This window comes from Paenarthrobacter sp. DKR-5 (assembly GCF_018531425.1).
GTDB lineage: Bacteria > Actinomycetota > Actinomycetes > Actinomycetales > Micrococcaceae > DKR-5.
The window spans coordinates 221735-242245 of the sequence record NZ_JAHBOI010000005.1 but is presented as its reverse complement, the minus strand read 5'-3'; the positions used below and the strand labels follow the sequence as shown (position 1 = coordinate 242245).

The window sequence follows — 20511 nt, the reverse complement described above, 5'->3', positions numbered from 1 at the left end:
GAGCCCGTGCTCTATTCCCTCCAGCTGTACACCGTCCGCGGCCCGCTCGAAACCGACCTGCCCGGCACCATCGCACGGGTGGCCGGCCTGGGCTACGCCGCCGTCGAGCCCTACAACTTCGTGGCCACCGCCGACGCCCTCGCGGAGGCCCTGCGGGCCAACGGGCTGAGCGCTCCGAGCGGCCACGCGCCGCTGCTGCGCGCGGACCAGGACGAGATTTTCGAAGCCGCCCGCAAGCTCGGCATCGGCACGGTGATCGACCCGCACGTGGACCGCGCCCGGTGGACCACAGAAGAGGACATCAAGGCCACGGCCGAGGCGCTGAACGCCGCCGCCCGGAAGGGCGCCGAATACGGCATCCGCGTCGGCTACCACAACCACGAGTTTGAGCTGGAGACCCGGGTCGGCGGCCGCGCCGCCCTTGAAGTCCTCGCCGGGCACCTCGATCCCGAGGTCGTGCTGGAAGTGGACACCTACTGGGCAGCTGTCGGCGGCGAGGACGCCGCCGCGCTGCTGCGCCGGCTCGGCGACAGGGTCAGGTTCATCCACATCAAGGACGGTCCGCTGACCAAGGAAGACAAGGACCAGGTCGCCGTCGGCGCCGGCAAGATGCCGGTCTGGGACGTCATCGAAGCGGCAGCGTCCGTGGAAGTCGGAGTGGTGGAACTCGACGATTTCAGCGGGGACATCTTCGACGCCGTCGCCGACAGCCTCACCTACCTGAAGGCAGGAAAGAACGCATGAGCCAGCAGCCAACCGGCAGGACCGGACCCGTCGGCGTCGGCATCATCGGCGCCGGCGTCATCAGCAAGGAATACCTGAAGAACCTCACCAGCTTCCCGGACGTCAAGGTCCACGTGGTGGCCGACATGTTCGAGAATGTCGCAGCGGAGCGCGCGGCGGAGTTCGGAATTGAGCAGTCCGGCGGGGTGGAGGCGGCGCTGTCGCACCCCGACGTCGAAATCATCGTGAATCTGACGATTCCGACTGCGCACGTGGAAATCGCCACGGCGGCAGTCAACGCGGGCAAGCACGTATGGAGCGAGAAGCCGTTCTCGCTGGACCGCGAGAGCGGGCTCGGCCTGCTCAAGGCAGCCGAAGCCGCCGGGGTGCGGCTGGGCTGTGCGCCGGACACCTTCCTCGGGGCCGGCCTGCAGACCGCGCTGCGGATGATCAAGCGCGGCGACATCGGCATCCCGCTCACCGCGCTGACGCTCATGCAGTCCCCCGGCCCGGAGTCCTGGCACCCGAACCCGGCGTTCCTGTTCCAGGAAGGCGCCGGCCCCCTCTTCGACATCGGGCCCTACTACCTCACCACGCTGGTTCAGACCTTCGGCCCGATTGCCCGCGTTGCCGCCTTCGGTTCCAAGTCCCGCGAAACCCGCGTGATCGGATCCGGCCCGCGGGCGGGCGAGGAATTCGAAGTCACGGTGCCCACGCATGTGAGCGCCCTGGCACAGTTCGCCAGCGGCGAGTCCTCGCAGAGCATCTTCAGCTTCGATTCGCCGCTGAAGCGCCACGGATTCGTGGAGGTCACCGGCACCGAGGCCACCATCGCGTTCCCGGACCCGAACATGTTCGACGGCGACATCACGATCACCCGGCGTGATTCGGACGAGCCCGAAACCTTCCACTCCGTCGGCGCCACCAGCTCGCGCGGCTCCGGCGTCCTGGAGATGGCGCGGGCCCTGCGGGCCGGCCGGCCGCACCGGGCGCAGGGCGAAATGGCGTACCACGTGCTCGACGCCATGGTGTCCATCTCCGAGTCCGTGCAGTCCGGGGAAGTCGTGGGCCTGCAGAGCAGCGCTTCCGCCGCCGAGCCGCTGCCCGAGGACTGGGACCCCTACGCGGCGACGCTGTAGGCACGGCATGGGCACGGACACCACTCCGGGCCGCCCCCTGGGTGTGGCGGCGGTCGGTTATGCGTTCATGGGCAAGGCCCACTCGAACGCGTGGCGCAACGTGGGCGCGTTCTTCGACGTGCCCACCTTCAGCCAGCAGGTCCTCGTCGGCCGGGACGGCGCGGCGGTCAAGGCCGCCGCGCACCGGTACGGCTGGGCGGAAGCGGCGACCGACTGGCAGGAGGTGATCCGGCGCGACGATATCGACATTGTCGACATCTGCGCGCCGGGGTGGCTCCACGCGGAAATCGCCGTCGCCGCCCTCGAGGCCGGCAAGCACGTGCTGGTGGAGAAGCCGCTGGCCAACACGCTGGCCGAATCCGAGGCGATGGTGGCAGCCGCGGCAGCCGCCCGCGCCCGCGGGGTCCAGTCCATGGTCGGGTTCAACTACCGGCGGGTGCCCGCCCTGGCCCTGGCCCGGGAGCTCATCGCTGAGGGCCGGCTCGGCACGATCCGTCAGGTGCGTGCCTCCTACCTGCAGGACTGGCTGGCCGACGCGGAAGCGCCGATGAGCTGGCGGCTGCGCAAGGAGACCGCAGGCTCGGGCGCGCTGGGCGACATCGCCTCGCACGCCATCGACCAGATCCAGCACCTCACCGGTGCGGCCGCCACCGCGGTGTCCGGGCGGCTGCACACCTTCGTCACCGAGCGGACCGGCCCGGACGGTCCGGAAGCCGTCACGGTCGACGACGCCGCCTGGGCCACGCTGAGCCTGGGCTCCGGCGCCGTCGGCTCGGTGGAAGTGTCCCGGATCGCCTCCGGCCGGAAGAACGCGCTGCGCCTGGAGGTGTACGGCTCGCACGGGTCGCTCGCCTTCGACCTGGAGAACCCGAACGAACTGCAGTTCTACGACGGCAGCGTCCCGGGCCGGACCGCCGGCAGCACCCGGATCCTCACCACGGAAGCCGACCACCCGTATGCGGCCGCGTGGTGGCCGCCGGGACACGTCATCGGATGGGAGCACACGTTCACCCATCAGATCCGCGACTTCCTCAACCACATTGCGGCCGGAACCGCGCCGTCGCCGTCGTTCGAGGAGGGCCTCCAGGTGCAGCGGGTCCTCGCCGCCATTGAGGAATCCGCAGCCAGCAACAGCGTCACCGTACCGTTGGGCTAGAGGCCCTTCCGCCGCCCGTCCGTTCCCGAACCTCAGCCGAACGGCCAGTTGTGGCGGGCTTCCGAGCCGGAAGCCCGCCACAACTGACCCCTCGCCCGCCGACCACCCCAAGGAGCCGTACATGCCCCGCCCCTACACCCTCTTCACCGGCCAGTGGGCCGACCTGCCGTTCGAAGAAGTCGCCCGGCTCGCCTCCGGCTGGGGCTACGACGGCCTCGAAATTGCCGTCTCCGGGGACCATCTTGACGCCTGGCGCTGGGACGACAAGGACTACATCCAGTCCAAGCTCGACGTGCTGGACAAGTACAACCTCAAGGTCTGGGCCATCTCCAACCACCTCAAGGGCCAGGCGGTCTGCGACAACCCGATCGACTTCCGGCACCAGGGCATCGTCGGCTCCAAGGTCTGGGGCGACGGCGACCCCGAGGGTGTGCGCACCCGGGCAGCCGAGGAGCTGAAGAACACCGCCAAGCTCGCCCGTGCCCTCGGGGTGGACACGGTGGTCGGCTTCACCGGCTCCTCCATCTGGCAGTACGTCGCCATGTTCCCGCCAGTGCCGGAATCCGTCATCGACGCCGGCTACCAGGACTTCGCCGACCGCTGGAACCCGATCCTGGACGTCTTCGACGACCACGGAGTGCGCTTTGCCCATGAGGTGCACCCCGGTGAAATCGCCTACGACTACTGGACCACTGTCCGCGCCCTCGAAGCTGTCGGCCACCGGCCCGCGTTCGGCCTGAACTGGGACCCGTCGCACTTCATGTGGCAGCAGATCGACCCGGTCTCCTTCATCTGGGACTTCAAGGACCGGATCTACCACGTCGACTGCAAGGACATCAAGGTCCGCATCACCGGCCGAAACACCCGTCTCGGCTCGCACCTGCCTTGGGGTGACCCGCGCCGCGGATGGGACTTTGTCTCCGCCGGCCGCGGAGACGTGCCGTGGGAAGCGTCGTTCCGGGCCCTGAACGCCGTCGGCTACGACGGCCCGATCAGCGTGGAGTGGGAAGACGCTGGCATGGACCGCCTGCACGGGGCTCCCGAGGCCCTGGCCAACCTGCGGAAGTTCGACTATCCGCAGCCGACGGCGTCCTTCGACTCGGCCTTCAGCAACCAGGACTAAGGCCCCGCGAACGGCCAGTTGTGGTGAGCTCCGCGCGCGGAATGCCGCCGCAACTGGCCGTTCGGGCCGAAGAATCGGCACCTTTTGGTGACAGTCTGGGCTAAAGTGTCTGTATGCCCCGGATCACCGCCAGCACGAATGCCGCCCAGCGGCAGCACACGCAGCAGCGGATCCTCGCGGCCTTCGGCGACCTGCTTTTCAGCCGCGGCCTGCCCGGTCTGACCATGACCGACGTCGCCCGGCACGCCGGCGTCGGGCGCACCGCGGTCTACAACTACTACGCGGACATGGAGCAGCTGCTCGTCGCCTACGCCCTGGACGAGACCGAGCGTTTCCTCGCGGACCTCAAGGCCGACCTCGGCCGCCTGGACAATCCGGTGGACCGGCTCGCACTGTACGTCCGTGCCCAGATTGAGGACCTGACCCGGCGCCACCTCCCGCCCGGGCCCGCGATGCGCTCAGTGCTCTCCCCGGAATCCTTCGGCAAGCTCGCTGTGCATGTCGGGGACCTGAACACCCTGTTGCAGGACATCCTGCGCGACGGCGTCCGCGAGGGCTACCTGCCGCCGTCGGACATCGGGGCGCTGGCCCAGCTGGTGCACGGCTCGCTGACGGCGACGGCGGCCCGCGGCCAGGCGGATGAGGACACGGACGCCCAGGAAAAGCACATTGCTTCCACCGTCCGCTTCATCCAGTCCGGCGTGGGCGCCCGGTTCGACGCGGCGGGCAAGCCGATCCGAACGGTTCCCGCGCAGAGCGCCTAGCGCGTCACTTGCCCTTGGGGGAAGCCTTCGACGTGGCCGCAGGCGACGGCGAGAGCTGCGGGCAGGAGAGCCGGCCCTGGCTTTGGTCCACCCGTTCGGCCTTGACCAGCCCGGAATAGCCGGGAGCAAGCACCACATCCACGGAGGCGTCGGAGCGCCGGTCGGCCACGTACTCGGTGCCAGCGATGTTGCGCTGCAGGTTGTAGGCGGCCGCCTGCCCGGCCGGCCCGGACACGATCACGGCGGCGCGCTGGGAACCGGTCGGCTTGTTGCCGACCTTGCCGATCTTGTATCCGCGGGCCTTCAACTGGGCCGCGACGGAGGCGGCGCGGCCCTCCTGGAATGTGCCGTTGAAAACGTTGACGGTCACATTCTTGTTGGGCAGGTACCGGAACGTGGCCGTAGGGCAGGTCTGCGCGGGCGCCGGCGCCGCGGAAGGCTCCAGGAACGGCAGCTTCAGGTCCCCGCGGGACACGGCGAGCGCGGTGAGCCCGGCGGAGACCAGCAGCACCACCAGGAAGGTCAGGACGATGGCGTGGGTGAGCCGGTGCCGGAACCGGACCGGGTTCCGGGTTTGTCCGGGGTCCTCGGCGAACACCTCACGCAGGTAGTCGCCGTTGACCACATGGTGTCCGTGGTAGTAGTCCGGGTCGCGCCGCTCCGCTTTACGCCGCGCCCTCTCGTCCGCCGGGCCTTCAGTCATCTATCACCAGCACCCTGGCGTGCAGGACCGTGCGCTGATGCAGCGCCGTCCTGACCGCCCGGTGCAGGCCGTCCTCCAGGTACAGCGTGCCTTTCCACTGCACGACGTGCGGGAACAGGTCGCCGAAGAAGGTGGAGTCTTCCGCGAGCAGAGCTTCCAGGTCCAGGGTCCGCTTCGTGGTAACCAGCTCGTCGAGCCTCACCTGGCGCGGAGGGACCGCCGCCCAGTCCTTGGGGGTCTGGTATCCATGGTCGGGATAGGGCCTGCCGTCGCCCACAGCTTTGAAGATCACCAGCCCAGCTTATGGAAGAACGTTCGGCAGGCGAAAGAAAAACGCCCGCGTGGCCGCCGGTTGTGTCCAAACGGTTACGACAGCGACCCGCCGCCGACCTCGGTCCACCGCCCTGATGCGGCGGAGGCGAGCACCGCCTCAACGATGCGGGCCGAGCGCACCCCGTCCTGGAAGGTGGGCAGGCCTTCGGGCTTGCCCCCGGCGACGGCGTCGTATGTATCCGCGACGAACGCCTCAAAACACTGCGCGTAGCCCTGTGCGTGCCCGCCCGGCAGCACGGACAGCCGGCGCTGCTCCGCCGAGCCGTGCGCCGGATCGCGCACCAGCAGCCGGCTGCCTTCCTCGCCGCCGAGCCAGATCTGCTCGGGATTTTCCTGGTCGAAGACGGCGCTGCCGAGCGCTCCGTCCAGTTCGAACCAGAGCCTGTTCTTACGCCCGGCGGAGACCTGCGACACGGTCGCGGAGGCCAGGACTCCCGTGCCGGTGCGCAGGAGCAGGGCGGCAGCGTCCTCGGTCTGCACGGGCACGCGGTCGCCGGAGGACTCGCCGCCGAAGGAGGCTCCGGAACCTGCGGGACGCTCCGGCACGGTGATCGAGGTCTGCGCGGTCAGCGACGTGAACCGTTCACCGCTGACCCATTCCACCAGGTCGCACCAGTGCGAGCCGATGTCGCCGAAGGCGCGGGAGGCGCCGCCCGCCGCCGGATCAACCCGCCAGCTGGACGCATCCGGGGAGAGCAGCCAGTCCTGCAGATAGGAACCATGCAGCAGGTTCCACGGCCCGAACTCCCCGGCCTGCCGCCGCGCCCTGATCTCGCGCACCAGCGGGTGGTAGCGGTACACGAAGGGGACGGCCGCGACGACGCCGGCTTCGGCGGCGGCAACTGCCATGCGTTCGGCGTCGGCCGTGCTGGTCGCCAGCGGCTTCTCGCAGATGACGTGCTTGCCGGCCTCGAGCAGCCGCAGCACGTACGGCGTGTGGGTGCTGTTGGGCGTACAGATGTGGACGACGTCGACGTCGGAGGCCGCCACGGCGTCAATGTCGCCAAAGGCCTGGGTGCGCCAGGCGGCGGCCGCCTCGCGGGAACGTTCCGGGCTGGAGGCCATGACGCCGGCGAGCTCGGCGCCGGCCAGCACGGCGGCGCGGCGGTGGACCTCGCCGATCATGCCGGCCCCCACGACGGCGACGCGCAGCCGGGCTGCTCCCCCGGGACCGCTCATGCGCCGAACCAGCCGCGCTGCGCGTTGCCCACCTGCGGCGCAACCCGCTCGATACCGGGCTGCGCAGCCCACTTCACACCGTTGGCCAGGATCTGCCGGATCTGGGCCTGGTGGTAGACCGGGTACTCCTGGTCCCCGGGGCTGAAGTAGAAGATGCGCCCCTTGCCGCGGCTGAAGGTGACCCCGGAGCGGAAGACTTCGCCGCCGTCGAAGGAGCTGATGAAGACGAGCTCGTCCGGGGCGGGAATGTCGAAGAACTCACCGTACATCTCCTGCTCGGGGATGATGACCGGACTCTCGATGCCCTCGGCGATCGGGTGGGTGGGGTTCACGCTCCAGACGAGCTCCCGCTCCGCTTCGTTGCGCCACAGCAGGGAGCAGGTGGTGCCCAGCAGCCGGGTAAAGATTTTGGAGAAGTGCCCCGAGTGAAGCACCAGGAGCCCCATGCCGCCCAGCACATGCCGCTGCACGCGCTCGACGACGGCGTCGCTCACCTGGTCGTGGGCAATGTGGCCCCACCAGAGCAGCACATCGGTCTCAGCGAGCACCTCCTCGCTGAGACCGTGCTCCTCGTCGGCCAGCACCGCGGTGCGGATGCTGGCCTCCGGAAAGTGCCCGGCCAGCCCCTGCGCAATCGCGCCGTGGATGCCGTCGGGATAGTTCACGGCCATGCTCGCCGGCTCGTTGCGGGCCTCGTGCACGCCCTCGTTCCAGACGGTGATGGACAGGTTCGCGGCTGACATGGCTCAGAGCTCCACTTCTCGGTGTTCGGCGGCGGACTGGTAGCAGGCGTCGATGACCCGGGCGCGGCTGAGCGCGAGCGACCCGTCATGGGCACCCCAGACACTCTCCCCCGCGCGCACGGTGGCAACGAAGTCCTCGACCACGGCCTGGTGGGCCCTGCCCGGCTCGGCCGCCGGCGTGTAGTCGGCGTTCACGCCGTCTTTCTCGGTGAAGACCCGCAGGTCCGCCACAGGCGTGTTGGAGGCGCCGACGGCGCGCAGGTCCGCTCCGCCGTCGGTCCCGAAGACGGAGAAGTCCATCAGGTCCGCCTCGTCGCGGTAGCTCGCCCAGCCGGACTCCAGGACCAGGGTGGTCCCGCCCTCGAGCCGGATGAAGGCCGACGCGAAGTCCTCCACCTCATAGGCAAAGTTCGTGCTCAGAGCGGTGTAGCGGTCGTTGCCGCCCCGTCCCCGCGGCCCGAGTTCGGCATAGGTGGCGGCGGAGACGCTCAGGACCTTCGGTTCCCCGAGGAGATAGAGCGCGTAGTCCAGGACGTGCACGCCGATGTCCGCCAACGGGCCGCCGCCGGCCATTTCCTTGTTCGTAAACCAGCTGCCCAGCTTCGGGATGCCCGAGCGGCGGACCCAGGAGGCCTTGGCGTAATAGGGCCGGCCAAGCTCGCCCCGGTCGATGATGCCCTTGAGGACCTGGATGTCGCCGCGGCGGCGGTGGTTGAAGGCGACATCGAGCACCCGTCCGGCACGGCGCGCGGCGTCGACCATGCGCTGGCCCTCGTCGCCGTTGCGCGCGATCGGCTTCTCACTGAGCACATGCAGCCCGCGCTCGAGCGCGGCGATGGCAATGGGGGCATGCAGGAAGGTCGGGACCGCCACGCTGACGGCGTCGAGGTCCGGCAGTGCAAGCAGCTCTTCCCACGTGCGCACAGCATGCGGCACCGCGTACTGCTCCTGCAGCTGAGCCAGCAGATCCTCCTCCATCCCGGCCAGGGCCACGATTTGGACGCCGTCGATCTTGCTGTACGCCTCAAGGTGCTGCTGCCCGGCCCAGCCGAGGCCGACCACGCCGACCCGGAGGGTGGCTGCTTGCTGCTTCATGCTCTTGTCCTTCTGCTTGTCGTCTCCCGGGTTGTTCCGACCCGGGGCAAACGTTTCCACTGCCTGCACCCCCAGGTCGCAACGGTCCCGGCGTGTCGAAGGTAAACGTTTGCACTTCTGTTCAGCGTATCAGTAGCATGACGCACATCACACTCACCGAAGAACGATGAACTCAACGAGGAGGCATCATGGAGGCTGGCAGGAAAATCAGCGCCGCGGCACTGGGGGTTGCGGCACTGCTGCTGTCGGGTTGCGCAGGCGGCACGACGGCGGGCGCAAACGCCGATGCGGCGAACGGGACCGATTCACGCGGCCCGATCACCTATGTCCAGGGCAAGGACAACAACAATGTCATCCGGCCGCTGATCGACAAGTGGAACGCGGCGCACCCGAATGAGAAGGTCACCTTCAAGGAGCAGTCCGACAAGGCCGACCAGCAGCACGACGACTTGGTGCAGAACTTCCAGGCCAAGAACGCCGACTACGACGTCGTCAGCGTCGACGTCGTCTGGACCGCCGAGTTCGCGGCCAAGGGATGGCTGCAGCCGCTGACCGGCAAGTTCGCCGTGGACACCGCCGGCTATCTGCCGGCGACAGTGAAGACCGGCACCTACAACAAGACGCTCTTCACCCTCCCGCAGACCAGCGACGGCGCCCTGCTCTACTACCGCAAGGACCTGGTCCCGTCCCCGCCGAAGACCTGGGACGCGCTGGTGTCGGCATGCTCCGTGGCGAAGCAGCATGACATGGGCTGCTATGCCGGCCAGTACGCCCAGTACGAGGGCCTGACCGTCAACGCCTCCGAGGCAATCAACACCGCCGGCGGGGCGATCGTCGGCGAGGACGGCAAAACCCCCGCGGTCAACACGCCGGCAGCGAAGGCGGGCCTGCAGAACCTGGTGGACGCCTACAAGTCCGGCGTCATTCCGAAGGAAGCCATCACCTACCAGGAGGAGCAGGGCCGCCAGGCGTTCGAGGACGGCAAGCTGCTCTTCATGCGCAACTGGCCCTACGCCTACAGCCTCGCCAAGACGGACGGCAGTTCCAAGGTCAAGGACAGCGTCGGCATTGCCCCGCTGCCGGGCAAGGACGGACCCGGCGCCTCCACGCTGGGCGGCCACAACTCCGGCATCAGCGTGTACTCCAAGCACAAGGCCACAGCCTTGGATTTCATCAAGTACATGACCTCCGAAGAGTCGCAGCGGTTCTTCGTCACCCAGGGCTCGAAGGCACCTGTGCTGACCGCCCTCTACGACGACAAGGAGCTCAACGCGAAGCTCCCGTTCCTGAGCACCTTGAAGACGTCGATCGAGAACGCCGTCCCGCGGCCCGTTACCCCGTTCTACCCGGCGGTGACCAAGGCGGTCCAGGACAACGCGTACGCCGCCATCAAGGGTGAGAAGAGTGTCGACCAGGCGCTGACGGACATGGGCAACGCCATCGCGTCGGCCGGCTCAAAGTAGGCTTTGCCGCCGCTATGAGGGCGGGCAGGACGTCCGGGAACGGGCGCCCTGCCCGCCTTTATCATGAGAGTGGGCGCCCGACCCGGGGCTGCCGCAGCCCGCAAGCCGGAGGACATCCATGAGCGTGAGCATCCACGATGTGGCCCGCCTCAGCGGCGTGTCCACGGCCACGGTATCCCGGGCCCTGCGCGGGCTGCCGAAAGTCTCCGAGAAGACCCGGCAGAAGGTCGTGCAGGCAGCGGACTCGCTCGGCTACGTCATCTCCTCCACTGCTTCCGGGCTGTCCACGGGGCGCACCAACGCTGTCGGCGTCGTGGTCCCGTCGATCAACAAGTGGTTCTTCTCCTCCGTGCTCGAGGGGGCGGACCAGGTCCTCCGCGCCGCGGGTTACGACCTGGTCGTTTACAACCTGGGCGGCTCGGACGAGAACCGCGAGCGGGTGTTCAGCCGGGCCATGCTGCGGGAACGGATTGACGCCGTCATGATCCTCTGCCGCGCCCTGCTCGCCTCCGAGCAGAAGGTCATTGCGGAGCTGAACTACCCGTCGGTGGTGGTCGGCGGACGGCTCGACGGCTGCGTCAGCGTGAGCATCGACGACGCCCAGGCCTGCCGCAAAGCCGTCGACTACCTCGCGTCGCTGGGACACCGGCGGATCGCGTTCATCGGAGGCGACGTCGAGGACGAGACGTCGTTCTCGGTCGCCAGCGCGCGCAACAGCGGCTTTGCGGCGGCCATGGCGGCCGCGGGCCTGGCGGTGGACCCCGCGCTCACGGCGCGCACGAGCTTCACCATCGCCGGGGGCAGCCGCGCCATGGAGCGCATCCTTTCCGCCGGCGTCCCCCGGCCGACAGCTGTCTTCGCGGCCTGCGACGAGATGGCGTTCGGCGCCATCACGGCTGCGCGCCGCAACGGGCTGCGGGTGCCGGAGGACCTCTCCGTCGTCGGGCTGGACAACCATGAGGCCGCCGAAGCCCTCGGCCTGACCACCGTCTCCCAGGATCCCGCCGGACAGGGTGCCACCGCGGCGCGGATCCTGCTCAGCGCCCTCGACGGCAGCGCCCCGGACGCCGGCTGGATCGTGGCGCCGAACGAGCTGATCGTCCGCAGCTCCGCGTCACCTGTGCGCACGGACTGAGCCGACCGGCCGCCAGGAAGGATAATGGCTGCATGACCGCCTTCCCCGAGACGTCCCGCCCACCCTTCGGCCTGCTACTCGACGTCGACGGCCCGATCGCAAGCCCGGTGACCCGACGGGTCCGTCCCGCCATCATCGCCGACCTGGTCACCCTGGCCGCCCGCGGCATCCCCGTGGTCTTCAACACCGGACGCTCGGACACCTTCATCCGCGAGCAGGTCATGCAGCCGATGCTGGCCGCCGGGCTCCCTGACCACGTGCGCCTGCACGCCATCTGCGAAAAGGGCGCCGTCTGGTTCACCTTCGGCTCCGCCGGCGCCGGCCCGGTGCACGTGGACCAGGATCTGAAGATCCCGGCCAGCTTCGCCGACGCCGTGCGCGAGCTGGTCAAGCGCAGCTACGCGGGCCATATGTTCTTCGACGAAACCAAGCGCGCCATGGTGTCCGTGGAGCAGCACGTGGACGTGCCCAATGCCGACTATCTCCAGGAACAGCAGCGCTTCGACGCCGAGGCCCTGGCCCTGATGGCCGAGCACAACCTCGGGGTGAGCCGGCTGGACCACCATGCTCCCGACAGCGACGATGCCATTGACTACCGGGTTGACCCCACGATCATCTCCACCGACATCGAGTCCATCCGGCTCGGCAAGGACCTCGGCGCCTGCCGGGCCCTGGAAATGCTGGCCGCCGACGGCATCGTGCCGCAGTCCTGGCGCACGGTCGGCGACTCCCGCAGCGACTACACCATGGCGGACTGGCTGCACCACAACGACCACGCGGTGGCGCACGTGGATGTCCGCCCTGCCGACGGCGTGCCCGCGAAGCCCTACCCGGTCCTCACGGCCGGCACCCTCATCCACGACGACGCAGGGGCGGCTTTCCTGCGCCGCTGGATCGCCATGCTGGACGGCACCGAGGAGAACGACAGCGGCGTCCAGTAGCCTCCTGGCGCCCCCCTCCGGCCCTTGCAGGGGCGCGGCCGTGGCGGCCACACTAGGAGCATCATCTGTGGGGGGCTCGGACCGGTCCGGAAGAAGGGCACTGATGGTGCTGAGGAAAGTTGCTGCAATCTGCGTCCTGGCCTTCACAACCGCCGCCGGCTCCCTCTGGCAGGTCCCCTTGCTGCCGGCGGCCGCCGCAGCCCGGGAGACCGTGGTGCGGACGGTCTACACGACCGGCTACTCCTGGTACAGCAACACTCCTCCCGGGTCCGCCACCATCGCGTACGGCGTGCTGCACGCCACCGCGGGCGGGACAGGGACCTATGCGGATCCGGTCACGCTCGCTGTGGGGCACTCCGTGGTCAACGGGAAGGACGTGCTGGACTTTCCGCGCGGAATGCGTGTCTACCTGCCCGACGTGCGCCGCTACTTCATCGTCGAAGACACTTGCGGCGACGGGCCGGCCCCGCAGAACGGACCGTGCCACCAGGGCCGCAATGTCGACGGTTCCGGCTCGACGATCTGGCTCGACTTGTGGATCGGCGGTCGTGACGGCACCGCGGCGGCCGCGGCGGCGTGTGCCAGCAGGATCACGGATGCCAGCGGCAGGCTGCACACCGCCGTCTTTAACCCGGCACCGAACTACATCGTTGCCCCTGGGGGACTGCTCAGCAACGGACGGTGCACCGCAGGTTTCGGCAACACGCTGATCAGGCGGTAAGCGATTCCTCGATGGCGCGCACGACTTCCGGAGCTTCCGGGTCCACCGTCGGAGCAAACCGGGCCGCCACCTTACCGTCCCGGCCAACCAGGAATTTTTCGAAGTTCCATCTGATCGCCCCGGGCAGGATGCCCGTCTTGAACTTCACGAGTTCCGCATAGAGCGGATGCCGCCGCCGCCCGCGGACGTCCGCCTTCCGCGTCAACGGGAAGGTTACGGAGAAAGTACGGGAGCAAAACTCCTGGATCTGTTCCTCATTCCCGGGCTCCTGGCCCAGGAACTGGTTGCACGGTACCCCCAGGATTTCGAACCCGCGGTCCCGGTAGCGCTGGTAGAGGGCTTCCAGCCCGGCGTACTGGCCGGTGAACCCGCACTCCGAGGCGACGTTGACCACCAGCACGCTCTTGCCTGCAAAGCGGCCGAAGTCAGTTTCGGTGCCGTCGATCAGGGTCAACGGGATGCCGTAGAGCGGTTCCTGCACGGGCTGTGTCCTTACTGTCGAAGTGCGTTCTGTCCGTTGCGGTTCGTCGCCGCCGCCATCCCGGATGGGTTCCGTTAACCACAATGCTTTACTATTGCCCCATCATCACCAGCTTTTGTGGGGAGAATGCTGGCCGGGTAGCTGGAACCACCGGGCAGGACCCCGCACCCGAGGAACGGTCTCCCTCCCATGCGCCTGTCCAAGCCAGCCGCCGCGGTCCTCACCGCGATGCTCCTCCCGGCGGCAAGCCTTTTCTTTGCCGCAACACCCGCTTCCGCTGCCCCTGCGTCCGTCATCGTGCCCGTCAGCACCACCGCGGGCCTGGCCCGTTCCGGGGACATGAAGTTTACCCTCGTCACTGTCAAGACGGCCGACAAGAGTACCCTCGACGTCAACCTGATCGATGTCGCGGCCGCACAAAACTCGATCGCCGCGGCCAGCACCTACTGGAAGGCGATGTCGAACAACCGGCTGTCCATGTCGGTGTCCTCCGTGATCAAGGGGTTCGTCTCCAAGGCATATTCCTGGCAGAACTACGACACAATCCTGGAAACAGTCACCAAGGAACTGAATTGGACGGCCGGCCCCAACAAGGGCCTGGCCGTGTTCATCCCCCGGTCGGACATCGTCGTCGGCGGGATCGGCGGCTACTACGGGGCCGGGTGGTCCTCGGGTCCGACGTCGGGCCGGATCCTCATGCCCTTCACGAACACGGTGACCAACACGGTCGTCACGCATGAAATCGGGCACACGCTGGGCGTGGACCACAGCAACTCCCTGCAGTGCTCCGATGGAACGCCGGACGCGGCCGAGACCGGCGGCGGCTACTTCGCCGACGGCTCCTGCAGCAGCCGCGAATACGGCAATACGCTCTCGGTCATGGGCGCCACGCAGACGCCTCGACCGGCGATCGATTCCTACATGTGGGATTACGGTTCGTTCGGCCGGGGCGACGAGATCCTCGATGCCGGAACCCCAACCGGCGACGAAAGCTTCACGCTGAAACCGTGGGCCGGAACGGACCCGCAACGGGCCGTGAAGTTCGCCGACCCGATGACCGGCGTGGAGTACTACCTCGAACTGCGGCAGCCCGTGGGCTTCGATGCCGACAAGGCCGTGGGAGGCAACGAGGGAGTGCAGATGCTGCGGGCGGACAGCAATCCCGCCGCCTCGCTGGCCCTGAACCCGGACACCGAGCCCTTCGCCGGCTGGTACAACTCCTACATGGCGTGGCCGGCCGGCAGGTCCTTCACGACCTACAGCGGCACACGGGTCTCCGTCGATTCGATGAGCACCGGCTCAGCCGTCATCACAATCCACCCGAGCCCGCTGGCCGGCATCTTTGGCCCCGTCTTCCGCAGCCACGCGAACCTGGGCGCCCCCATGGGCAGCATTGTCACCGGTCTGCGGAACGGCGGCGCCTACCAGGCCTACCAGGCCGGAGCCATCGTCTACTCGCCCGGCACCGGCGCCCGCATCTCGGTAGGCGCCATCCGCACGGTATACGGACAATCGGGCTACGAGAACGGTCCCCTTGGGTATCCGACCTCCGACGAGGTGGGCGGCCAAAAGGACGGCGGCGTCTACCAGACCTACCAGGGCGGAGCCATCAACTGGACCTCCACCCTCGGCGCCCACATCACCAAGGGCGCCATCCGCTCCGCATGGGCAGCACAGGACTACGAGCGCGGCTCCCTCGGGTACCCCACCTCCAACGAGGTGGGGTACCAAAAGGACGGCGGCGTCTACCAGACCTACCAGGGCGGAGCCATCAACTGGACCTCCACCCTCGGCGCCCACATCACCAAGGGCGCCATCCGCTCCGCATGGGCAGCACAGGACTACGAGCGCGGTTCCCTCGGGTATCCGACCACGGACGAGATGCCTGGGCCTTCGTCCGGGGTTCGGCAGAATTACCAGGGCGGCGCGATTCTGTGGTCCCCGCTGACCGGCGCATACGCCGTCCGTGGGGGGATCGGCGGAGCTTACCTCGCCGCAGGTGCGCAGAGCTCCAACCTCGGTTACCCGACCGGAAACGAGTTCTGCGGGCTGGCCGGTTCGGGCTGCCGCCAGAACTTCCAGGGCGGTGCCATTCTCTGGTCCTCGACCACGGGGGCGCACCGGGTCGCCGGGGGAATCGGAGGCAAGTATCTGGCGGCCGGCGCGGAAGACAGCGTGTTGGGCTACCCGACCGGGGAGGAAGTTTGCGGCCTCAAGGACAGCGGCTGCAGCCAGGCGTTCCAAAACGGCGCTATCGTATGGTCTTCGTCGACGGGAGCAGCCATCTCAACTGGCGCCATCCGCACGGCATGGCAGCAGGCCGGCTCCGAGTCCGGCGTGATGGGCTACCCCATCGGGGACACCGGAACGGGACTGATCCGCGGCGGCGCCTACCAGAGCTACCAAGGCGGCGCAATCGTCAGCTCAACCTCCGGGACGTTCATTTCCACCGGCGCGATCCGTCAGGCTTGGGCCGCGCAGGACTTCGAGCGGGGCCCGCTCGGGTACCCGACGTCGAACCCGTACCTCAGCGGCGGCCAGACGGTCCAGACCTATGAGGGTGGCAGCATCAGCATGACCTCCGCCGGGAGGGTTACGGTCACGTACACCGCCGCAACGCCGTCGCTGGCGAAGGCAGCCCCTTCGCCAGCGCCGTCACCGGCACCCACGCCGACGCCGGCACCCACCGCGACCGCGACACCTGCGCCGTCGCCGACGGCGACGCCGTCCGCCGTTGCGTCGGCCAGCACGTCGCCCAGTCCCTGACGCGAGGAGGGCGGCAAGCCCCGGAAACACGAAGGACCCCCGGCGAGTAGCCGGGGGTCCTTCGTGTTGTGCCGGGTTTCGGCAGCTGCGGAGGATGGGGGATTTGAACCCCCGAGGGCGTTAACCCAACACGCGTTCCAGGCGTGCGCCATAGGCCGCTAGGCGAATCCTCCTGATGGCGCTCGAATCGAGCAGACTCCAGAATACCCGAAGCGCATCGATGTGCCGAATCGGCCGCTGCCGGCGTGCCAGACTGGGCCGATGGAGGACTTTGACTGCCTGGTGGTCTATGTTCCGCGCACGCATGCCGAGGCCGTGCGCCGGGCGATCGGCGATGCCGGGGCGGGCCGTCTGGGTAACTATTCGCACTGCTCCTTCACGGCGGAGGGCACGGGACGGTTCACCCCGCTGCCCGGTGCGGCGCCCGCCGTCGGAAAGGTCGGCGTGCCCGAGGAGGTCGCGGAGGTGCGGATCGAGGCGATCTACCCGCGCGGCAGTCGGGACGAGGTGCTGGCTGCCCTGCTCGGCGCCCACCCGTACGAGGTACCCGCGTTCATGACCTTCCCGGTAGACACCTCTCGCCCGAAGCCGGGCTGACGCTCCACGGTCGACCCGCGGCAAAATGTTCCCGCCCCGAACCGGCCGGCGTCGGAGCCGCGTCCGCAAATCGGGTACACTGGTCTGCGGCCCCTCGTGTGGCGTCATCCTGTGAACTCCCCCAGGACCGGAAGGTAGCAAGGGTAAGCGGGCTCTGGCGGGTGCATGAGGGGTCTTCATCGTTAACCGGGGTACGCCCTGTCCCCCGGGCGCCTTTCCAAGATGCAATCCGCCGATGCCAGCCGATAGGGTTCTTCTGTGAGTACTGCCCTTTACCGCCGCTACCGTCCCGACACTTTCGCGGACGTCATCGGGCAGGAACACGTCACCGATCCGCTGATGGCTGCGCTGAAGAAGAACCGCGTCAACCACGCTTACCTGTTCTCCGGTCCGCGCGGCTGCGGCAAGACGACCTCCGCCCGGATCCTGGCCCGCTGCCTGAACTGCGCCAAGGGCCCGACACCCACTCCCTGCGGGACCTGCGAGAGCTGCGTCGAGCTCGCCCGCGGCGGCAGCGGCAGCCTGGATGTCATCGAGATTGACGCTGCGAGCCACGGCGGCGTCGACGACGCCCGCGACCTGCGCGAGCGAGCGACTTTCGCCCCCGTGCGGGACCGGTACAAGATCTTCATCATCGATGAGGCCCACATGGTCACTTCCGCCGGGTTCAATGCCCTGCTGAAGATCGTGGAGGAGCCGCCGGAACACATCAAGTTCATCTTCGCCACCACCGAGCCTGACAAGGTCATCGGCACCATCCGCTCGCGCACGCACCACTACCCGTTCCGGCTGGTTCCCCCGGAACCCCTGATGGCCTACCTCGAGCAGCTCTGCAGCCGCGAGAACGTGCCGGTCTCCCCCGGCGTGCTCTCCCTCGTGGTCCGCGCCGGCGGCGGCTCCGTCCGCGACTCGCTCTCCGTGCTGGACCAGCTAATGGCCGGTGCCGGCGCCTCCGGCCTCGACTACGAGCTCGCCGTCTCCCTGCTCGGCTACACCCACGCCTCCCTGCTCGACGACGTCGTCGACGCCGTGGCCGCCGCTGACGCGGGCACGGTCTTCCGCGCAGTGGACCGGGTGATCCAGACCGGCCACGACCCGCGCCGGTTTGTCGAGGACCTGCTCGAACGGTTCCGTGACCTGATCATCATCAACGCCATGCCCGAGAGCCCCTCCGCGATCCTGCGGGGCGTTCCAGAGGACCAGATCACCCGTATGCGCAGCCAGGCGACACAGCTTGGCGCCGCCGAGCTTAGCCGCGCCGCCGACGTGACGAACACGGCATTGACCGAGATGACGGGGGCGACCTCGCCGCGGCTGCACCTGGAACTGCTCTGCGCGCGTATCCTGCTGCCTGGCGCCGACCAGTCCGAACGCGGCATGGCAGCGCGCATCGACAGGATCGAACGCAGGCTGAGCTACGCCGGCACCCCTGCCGCCGCACCCTCCGTACCGGCGCCGGCGACACCCGCAGCCGCCGCCGCGGCACCGGCACCGGCACCAGCACCGGTGGAGCAGGCCGCAGCTCCCGCACCGGAACCCGCTGCCCCCGGCCTGTCCGCTCGCGACCTGTCCGCTCGCGACCTGTCCGCTCCGGGCGGCGCATCCACCCCCGCGCCTTCCGGGGCGCCGGAACGTGAAAAAGAGCCGGTCCCGGACGCGGAGACGCCCAGCCCAGACTGGGGCGGCGGCTGGGGCGTACCGGACGCTCGCCCCGAGCCGAAACAAAGCGAACCGCACCAAACCGGGCCTCAGCAAGCCCCACCGCAGCAAGCGGGGCCTCAGCAGCGCGCTCGCCAACAGCCGGAACCCCAGCAGCCCGCCTCGAAGCAGCCCGAACGCCCGCAGCCGGAGCCCCAGCAGCCGGAGCCCCAGCAACCGGCACCTGCCGCGCCCGCGGGCAGCGGTACCGCCACGGGGAACGGCAGCGGAGGGGAAGGCGTCGAAGTCCTTCGCCGATCCTGGCCCGACGTCGTCGCCGCCCTGACCTCGATCAAGCGGAGCACCTGGGCCTTGGTCAGCCAGAACGGAACGGTGAAGGCATTCGACGGGAGTACCGTCGAGCTGGGCTTCACGACGAACGGCCTGGCGGAAACCTTCGGCAGGGGCGACCACGCGGACAACGTCCGGCGGGCCATCCACAACGTCCTCGGCCTCGACTGCCGGGTCCGTGCAGTCCTCGACGGCGGTCCGGCGGCAGGTGAGTCCGGCCCAAAAGCACCTAGCCGGGCCACCCCGGCAGCGGACGCGGACTGGGGGCTCGCCCCTGCCGTTGCCGCCCCGGCGGCAGTGACGGCTACAGCAACGCCGGCCGCCGCTCCCGCCGCTCCCGCCGGCCCCGCCGGCCCCGCCGGCCCCGCCGCGCGCTTCCGGGTTGCCCAACCCGGGGCCCACGAGCAGCCGCGCACCGAGGACGAACCGCCCTACCCGGACGAGCCGCCGCGGGATGACGAACCTCCGGCGGACTGGGGCGAACCGCCCGCGGACTGGACGGACCCAGGTGCCGGCTGGGGCGACGGCGGCCGCAGCCCGGTTCCCCCGCAGGACGAGGAAGCCGAGGACATCCCCACCTCCGACCTCGGACAGGATGGGGCCGGAACGGCTTCGGAGCGGCTGAGCATGTACCAGCGGCTGAGCCAGAGCCCGGAAGCCCAGGCCGGGCGCGTCCTCGCGCCGCGCCGGGCCGCCGCGACGGCGTATGTTGAGGATGTACCCAGCGCCGATGACGAGACCATTGAGGAATCCGGTCTGTTCGGCCGCGCTGCCGTGGAACGCATCCTCGGCGGCCGGCTGATCGAGGAACGAAGCCTGGACGGAAACTAAGCAGCAGCCCAACAGATCGAGGCAAGCGTGTACGAAGGTGCGGTCCAGGAGCTGATCGACGAGCTGGGCCGGCTGCCCGGCATAGGACCTAAATCAGCCCAGCGTTTGGCGTTCCACATCCTGGAGGCCGACGCCGAGGACATGAAGAAGCTCGTCACCGCCATCACGACGGTGAAGGAGCGGGTGAAGTTCTGCAGCATCTGCGGCAACGTCTCCGAACAGGAGACCTGCAGCATTTGCCGCGACCCGCGGCGCGACCCGACGATGATCTGCGTGGTGGAGGAGTCCAAGGACGTCCAGGCCGTCGAGCGGACCCGGTCCTTCCGCGGCCGGTACCACGTGCTCGGCGGAGCCATCAACCCGATCGCCGGCATCGGCCCCGAACAGCTGCGCATCCGCGAACTGCTCAACCGCCTCTCCGACGGGCAGATCGAGGAAATCATCATCGCCACCGACCCGAACCTGGAGGGCGAGGCGACCGCCACCTACCTGGCGCGGATGCTCAAAACCATCGGGGTCACGGTCACCCGTCTCGCGTCCGGGCTGCCGGTTGGCGGGGATCTCGAATACGCCGACGAAGTCACCCTCGGCCGCGCCTTCGAGGGCCGCCGCCACCTCAGCTGAGGCCA

Annotated in this window: 19 protein-coding genes, 1 tRNA gene and 1 other RNA gene; 14 read left to right on the top strand and 7 right to left on the bottom strand. The window is 68.8% G+C overall.

From position 1 onward, the window contains the following. Window positions 1-6: 6 nt before the first annotated feature. From KIH31_RS12730 to KIH31_RS12710, 5 genes are all read left to right on the top strand, one after another. A complete protein-coding gene (locus KIH31_RS12730) occupies window positions 7-744 on the top strand; it encodes a sugar phosphate isomerase/epimerase (RefSeq protein ID WP_214427507.1) in 738 nt (245 codons plus the stop codon). Beyond that, complete coding sequence (locus KIH31_RS12725; protein WP_214427506.1) at window positions 741-1862, top strand: Gfo/Idh/MocA family protein; 1122 nt, start codon at window positions 741-743, stop codon at window positions 1860-1862. Before KIH31_RS12730 ends, KIH31_RS12725 begins: the two co-directional genes overlap by 4 nt. A 7-nt stretch (window positions 1863-1869) precedes the next feature. Then, entirely contained in the window at window positions 1870-3018 is a 1149-nt protein-coding gene (locus KIH31_RS12720; protein ID WP_214427505.1) for a Gfo/Idh/MocA family protein, read from the top strand. A 121-nt stretch (window positions 3019-3139) separates the two neighbouring features. Beyond that, window positions 3140-4141, top strand: coding sequence for a sugar phosphate isomerase/epimerase (locus KIH31_RS12715; RefSeq protein WP_214427504.1), 1002 nt, complete (start codon window positions 3140-3142; stop codon window positions 4139-4141). Window positions 4142-4254: 113 nt separating this feature from the next. Next, entirely contained in the window at window positions 4255-4905 is a 651-nt protein-coding gene (locus KIH31_RS12710) for a TetR/AcrR family transcriptional regulator (RefSeq protein ID WP_214427503.1), read from the top strand. 4 nt (window positions 4906-4909) lie between these two features. Here the strand turns inward: KIH31_RS12710 and KIH31_RS12705 are convergent, their stop codons facing one another. The 5 genes from KIH31_RS12705 to KIH31_RS12685 form a co-directional block, all read right to left on the bottom strand. Beyond that, window positions 4910-5608, bottom strand: coding sequence for a LytR C-terminal domain-containing protein (locus KIH31_RS12705; protein WP_214427502.1), 699 nt, complete (start codon window positions 5606-5608; stop codon window positions 4910-4912). Continuing rightward, on the bottom strand, window positions 5601-5900 hold the full coding sequence (locus KIH31_RS12700; RefSeq protein ID WP_214427501.1) for a type II toxin-antitoxin system VapB family antitoxin: 300 nt from the start codon (window positions 5898-5900) through the stop codon (window positions 5601-5603). Before KIH31_RS12700 ends, KIH31_RS12705 begins: the two co-directional genes overlap by 8 nt. Window positions 5901-5974: 74 nt before the next feature. Then, complete coding sequence (locus tag KIH31_RS12695) at window positions 5975-7120, bottom strand: Gfo/Idh/MocA family protein (RefSeq protein ID WP_214427500.1); 1146 nt, start codon at window positions 7118-7120, stop codon at window positions 5975-5977. Further along, window positions 7117-7863 carry a ThuA domain-containing protein gene (locus KIH31_RS12690; protein WP_214427499.1) on the bottom strand — a complete coding sequence of 249 codons (747 nt, stop codon included), beginning with the start codon at window positions 7861-7863 and terminating at the stop codon, window positions 7117-7119. The genes KIH31_RS12695 and KIH31_RS12690 overlap by 4 nt, the downstream gene beginning before the upstream one ends. Before the next feature lie 3 nt (window positions 7864-7866). Beyond that, window positions 7867-8958, bottom strand: coding sequence for a Gfo/Idh/MocA family protein (locus KIH31_RS12685; protein WP_214427498.1), 1092 nt, complete (start codon window positions 8956-8958; stop codon window positions 7867-7869). A 188-nt stretch (window positions 8959-9146) separates the two neighbouring features. On the opposite strand from KIH31_RS12685, the gene KIH31_RS12680 reads away from it, so the two are divergent. The 4 genes from KIH31_RS12680 (at window position 9147) to KIH31_RS12665 (ending at window position 13218) form a co-directional block, all read left to right on the top strand. Then, a complete protein-coding gene (locus KIH31_RS12680; RefSeq protein WP_214427497.1) occupies window positions 9147-10421 on the top strand; it encodes an ABC transporter substrate-binding protein in 1275 nt (424 codons plus the stop codon). A gap of 118 nt (window positions 10422-10539) precedes the next feature. Then, window positions 10540-11556: a LacI family DNA-binding transcriptional regulator gene (locus tag KIH31_RS12675; RefSeq protein ID WP_214427496.1), complete on the top strand. Its 1017-nt coding sequence runs from the start codon at window positions 10540-10542 to the stop codon at window positions 11554-11556. A 32-nt stretch (window positions 11557-11588) separates the two neighbouring features. Further along, the gene (locus KIH31_RS12670) at window positions 11589-12497 is read left to right on the top strand and encodes a hypothetical protein (protein WP_214427495.1); all 909 of its coding nucleotides are present in this window, start codon (window positions 11589-11591) and stop codon (window positions 12495-12497) included. A gap of 103 nt (window positions 12498-12600) precedes the next feature. Then, the gene (locus KIH31_RS12665; RefSeq protein WP_214427494.1) at window positions 12601-13218 is read left to right on the top strand and encodes a hypothetical protein; all 618 of its coding nucleotides are present in this window, start codon (window positions 12601-12603) and stop codon (window positions 13216-13218) included. Here the strand turns inward: KIH31_RS12665 and KIH31_RS12660 are convergent. Then, window positions 13208-13699 (bottom strand): glutathione peroxidase, encoded by a 492-nt coding sequence (locus tag KIH31_RS12660; RefSeq protein ID WP_307857638.1) that lies wholly within the window; start codon window positions 13697-13699, stop codon window positions 13208-13210. The two genes, KIH31_RS12665 and KIH31_RS12660, sit on opposite strands and share 11 nt — an antisense overlap. A 189-nt stretch (window positions 13700-13888) precedes the next feature. On the opposite strand from KIH31_RS12660, the gene KIH31_RS12655 reads away from it, so the two are divergent. Continuing rightward, the gene (locus tag KIH31_RS12655) at window positions 13889-16465 is read left to right on the top strand and encodes a hypothetical protein (protein ID WP_214427493.1); all 2577 of its coding nucleotides are present in this window, start codon (window positions 13889-13891) and stop codon (window positions 16463-16465) included. A gap of 88 nt (window positions 16466-16553) precedes the next feature. Here the strand turns inward: KIH31_RS12655 and KIH31_RS12650 are convergent. Beyond that, window positions 16554-16638 (bottom strand) — tRNA-Ser (locus KIH31_RS12650). A gap of 88 nt (window positions 16639-16726) precedes the next feature. On the opposite strand from KIH31_RS12650, the gene KIH31_RS12645 reads away from it, so the two are divergent. The 4 genes from KIH31_RS12645 (at window position 16727) to recR (ending at window position 20506) form a co-directional block, all read left to right on the top strand. Further along, on the top strand, window positions 16727-17062 hold the full coding sequence (locus KIH31_RS12645) for a hypothetical protein (protein WP_214427492.1): 336 nt from the start codon (window positions 16727-16729) through the stop codon (window positions 17060-17062). 85 nt (window positions 17063-17147) lie between these two features. Beyond that, an RNA gene (gene ffs, locus KIH31_RS12640) (signal recognition particle sRNA small type) lies at window positions 17148-17243 on the top strand. Between the two features lie 77 nt (window positions 17244-17320). After that, window positions 17321-19882 carry a DNA polymerase III subunit gamma and tau gene (locus tag KIH31_RS12635; RefSeq protein ID WP_214427491.1) on the top strand — a complete coding sequence of 854 codons (2562 nt, stop codon included), beginning with the start codon at window positions 17321-17323 and terminating at the stop codon, window positions 19880-19882. 27 nt (window positions 19883-19909) lie between these two features. Then, window positions 19910-20506 (top strand): recombination mediator RecR, encoded by a 597-nt coding sequence (gene recR, locus KIH31_RS12630; protein ID WP_214427490.1) that lies wholly within the window; start codon window positions 19910-19912, stop codon window positions 20504-20506. The last annotated feature ends 5 nt before the right edge of the window (window positions 20507-20511 follow it).

Coding starts and splice junctions, on each gene's coding strand:
- KIH31_RS12725 (WP_214427506.1), top strand. CDS start 741: ATGAGCCAGCAGCCAACCGGCAGGACCGGACCCGTCGGCGTCGGCATC.
- KIH31_RS12720 (WP_214427505.1), top strand. CDS start 1,870: ATGGGCACGGACACCACTCCGGGCCGCCCCCTGGGTGTGGCGGCGGTC.
- KIH31_RS12715 (WP_214427504.1), top strand. CDS start 3,140: ATGCCCCGCCCCTACACCCTCTTCACCGGCCAGTGGGCCGACCTGCCG.
- KIH31_RS12710 (WP_214427503.1), top strand. CDS start 4,255: ATGCCCCGGATCACCGCCAGCACGAATGCCGCCCAGCGGCAGCACACG.
- KIH31_RS12705 (WP_214427502.1), bottom strand. CDS start 5,608: ATGACTGAAGGCCCGGCGGACGAGAGGGCGCGGCGTAAAGCGGAGCGG.
- KIH31_RS12695 (WP_214427500.1), bottom strand. CDS start 7,120: ATGAGCGGTCCCGGGGGAGCAGCCCGGCTGCGCGTCGCCGTCGTGGGG.
- KIH31_RS12690 (WP_214427499.1), bottom strand. CDS start 7,863: ATGTCAGCCGCGAACCTGTCCATCACCGTCTGGAACGAGGGCGTGCAC.
- KIH31_RS12685 (WP_214427498.1), bottom strand. CDS start 8,958: ATGAAGCAGCAAGCAGCCACCCTCCGGGTCGGCGTGGTCGGCCTCGGC.
- KIH31_RS12680 (WP_214427497.1), top strand. CDS start 9,147: ATGGAGGCTGGCAGGAAAATCAGCGCCGCGGCACTGGGGGTTGCGGCA.
- KIH31_RS12675 (WP_214427496.1), top strand. CDS start 10,540: ATGAGCGTGAGCATCCACGATGTGGCCCGCCTCAGCGGCGTGTCCACG.
- KIH31_RS12670 (WP_214427495.1), top strand. CDS start 11,589: ATGACCGCCTTCCCCGAGACGTCCCGCCCACCCTTCGGCCTGCTACTC.
- KIH31_RS12665 (WP_214427494.1), top strand. CDS start 12,601: ATGGTGCTGAGGAAAGTTGCTGCAATCTGCGTCCTGGCCTTCACAACC.
- KIH31_RS12655 (WP_214427493.1), top strand. CDS start 13,889: ATGCGCCTGTCCAAGCCAGCCGCCGCGGTCCTCACCGCGATGCTCCTC.
- KIH31_RS12645 (WP_214427492.1), top strand. CDS start 16,727: ATGGAGGACTTTGACTGCCTGGTGGTCTATGTTCCGCGCACGCATGCC.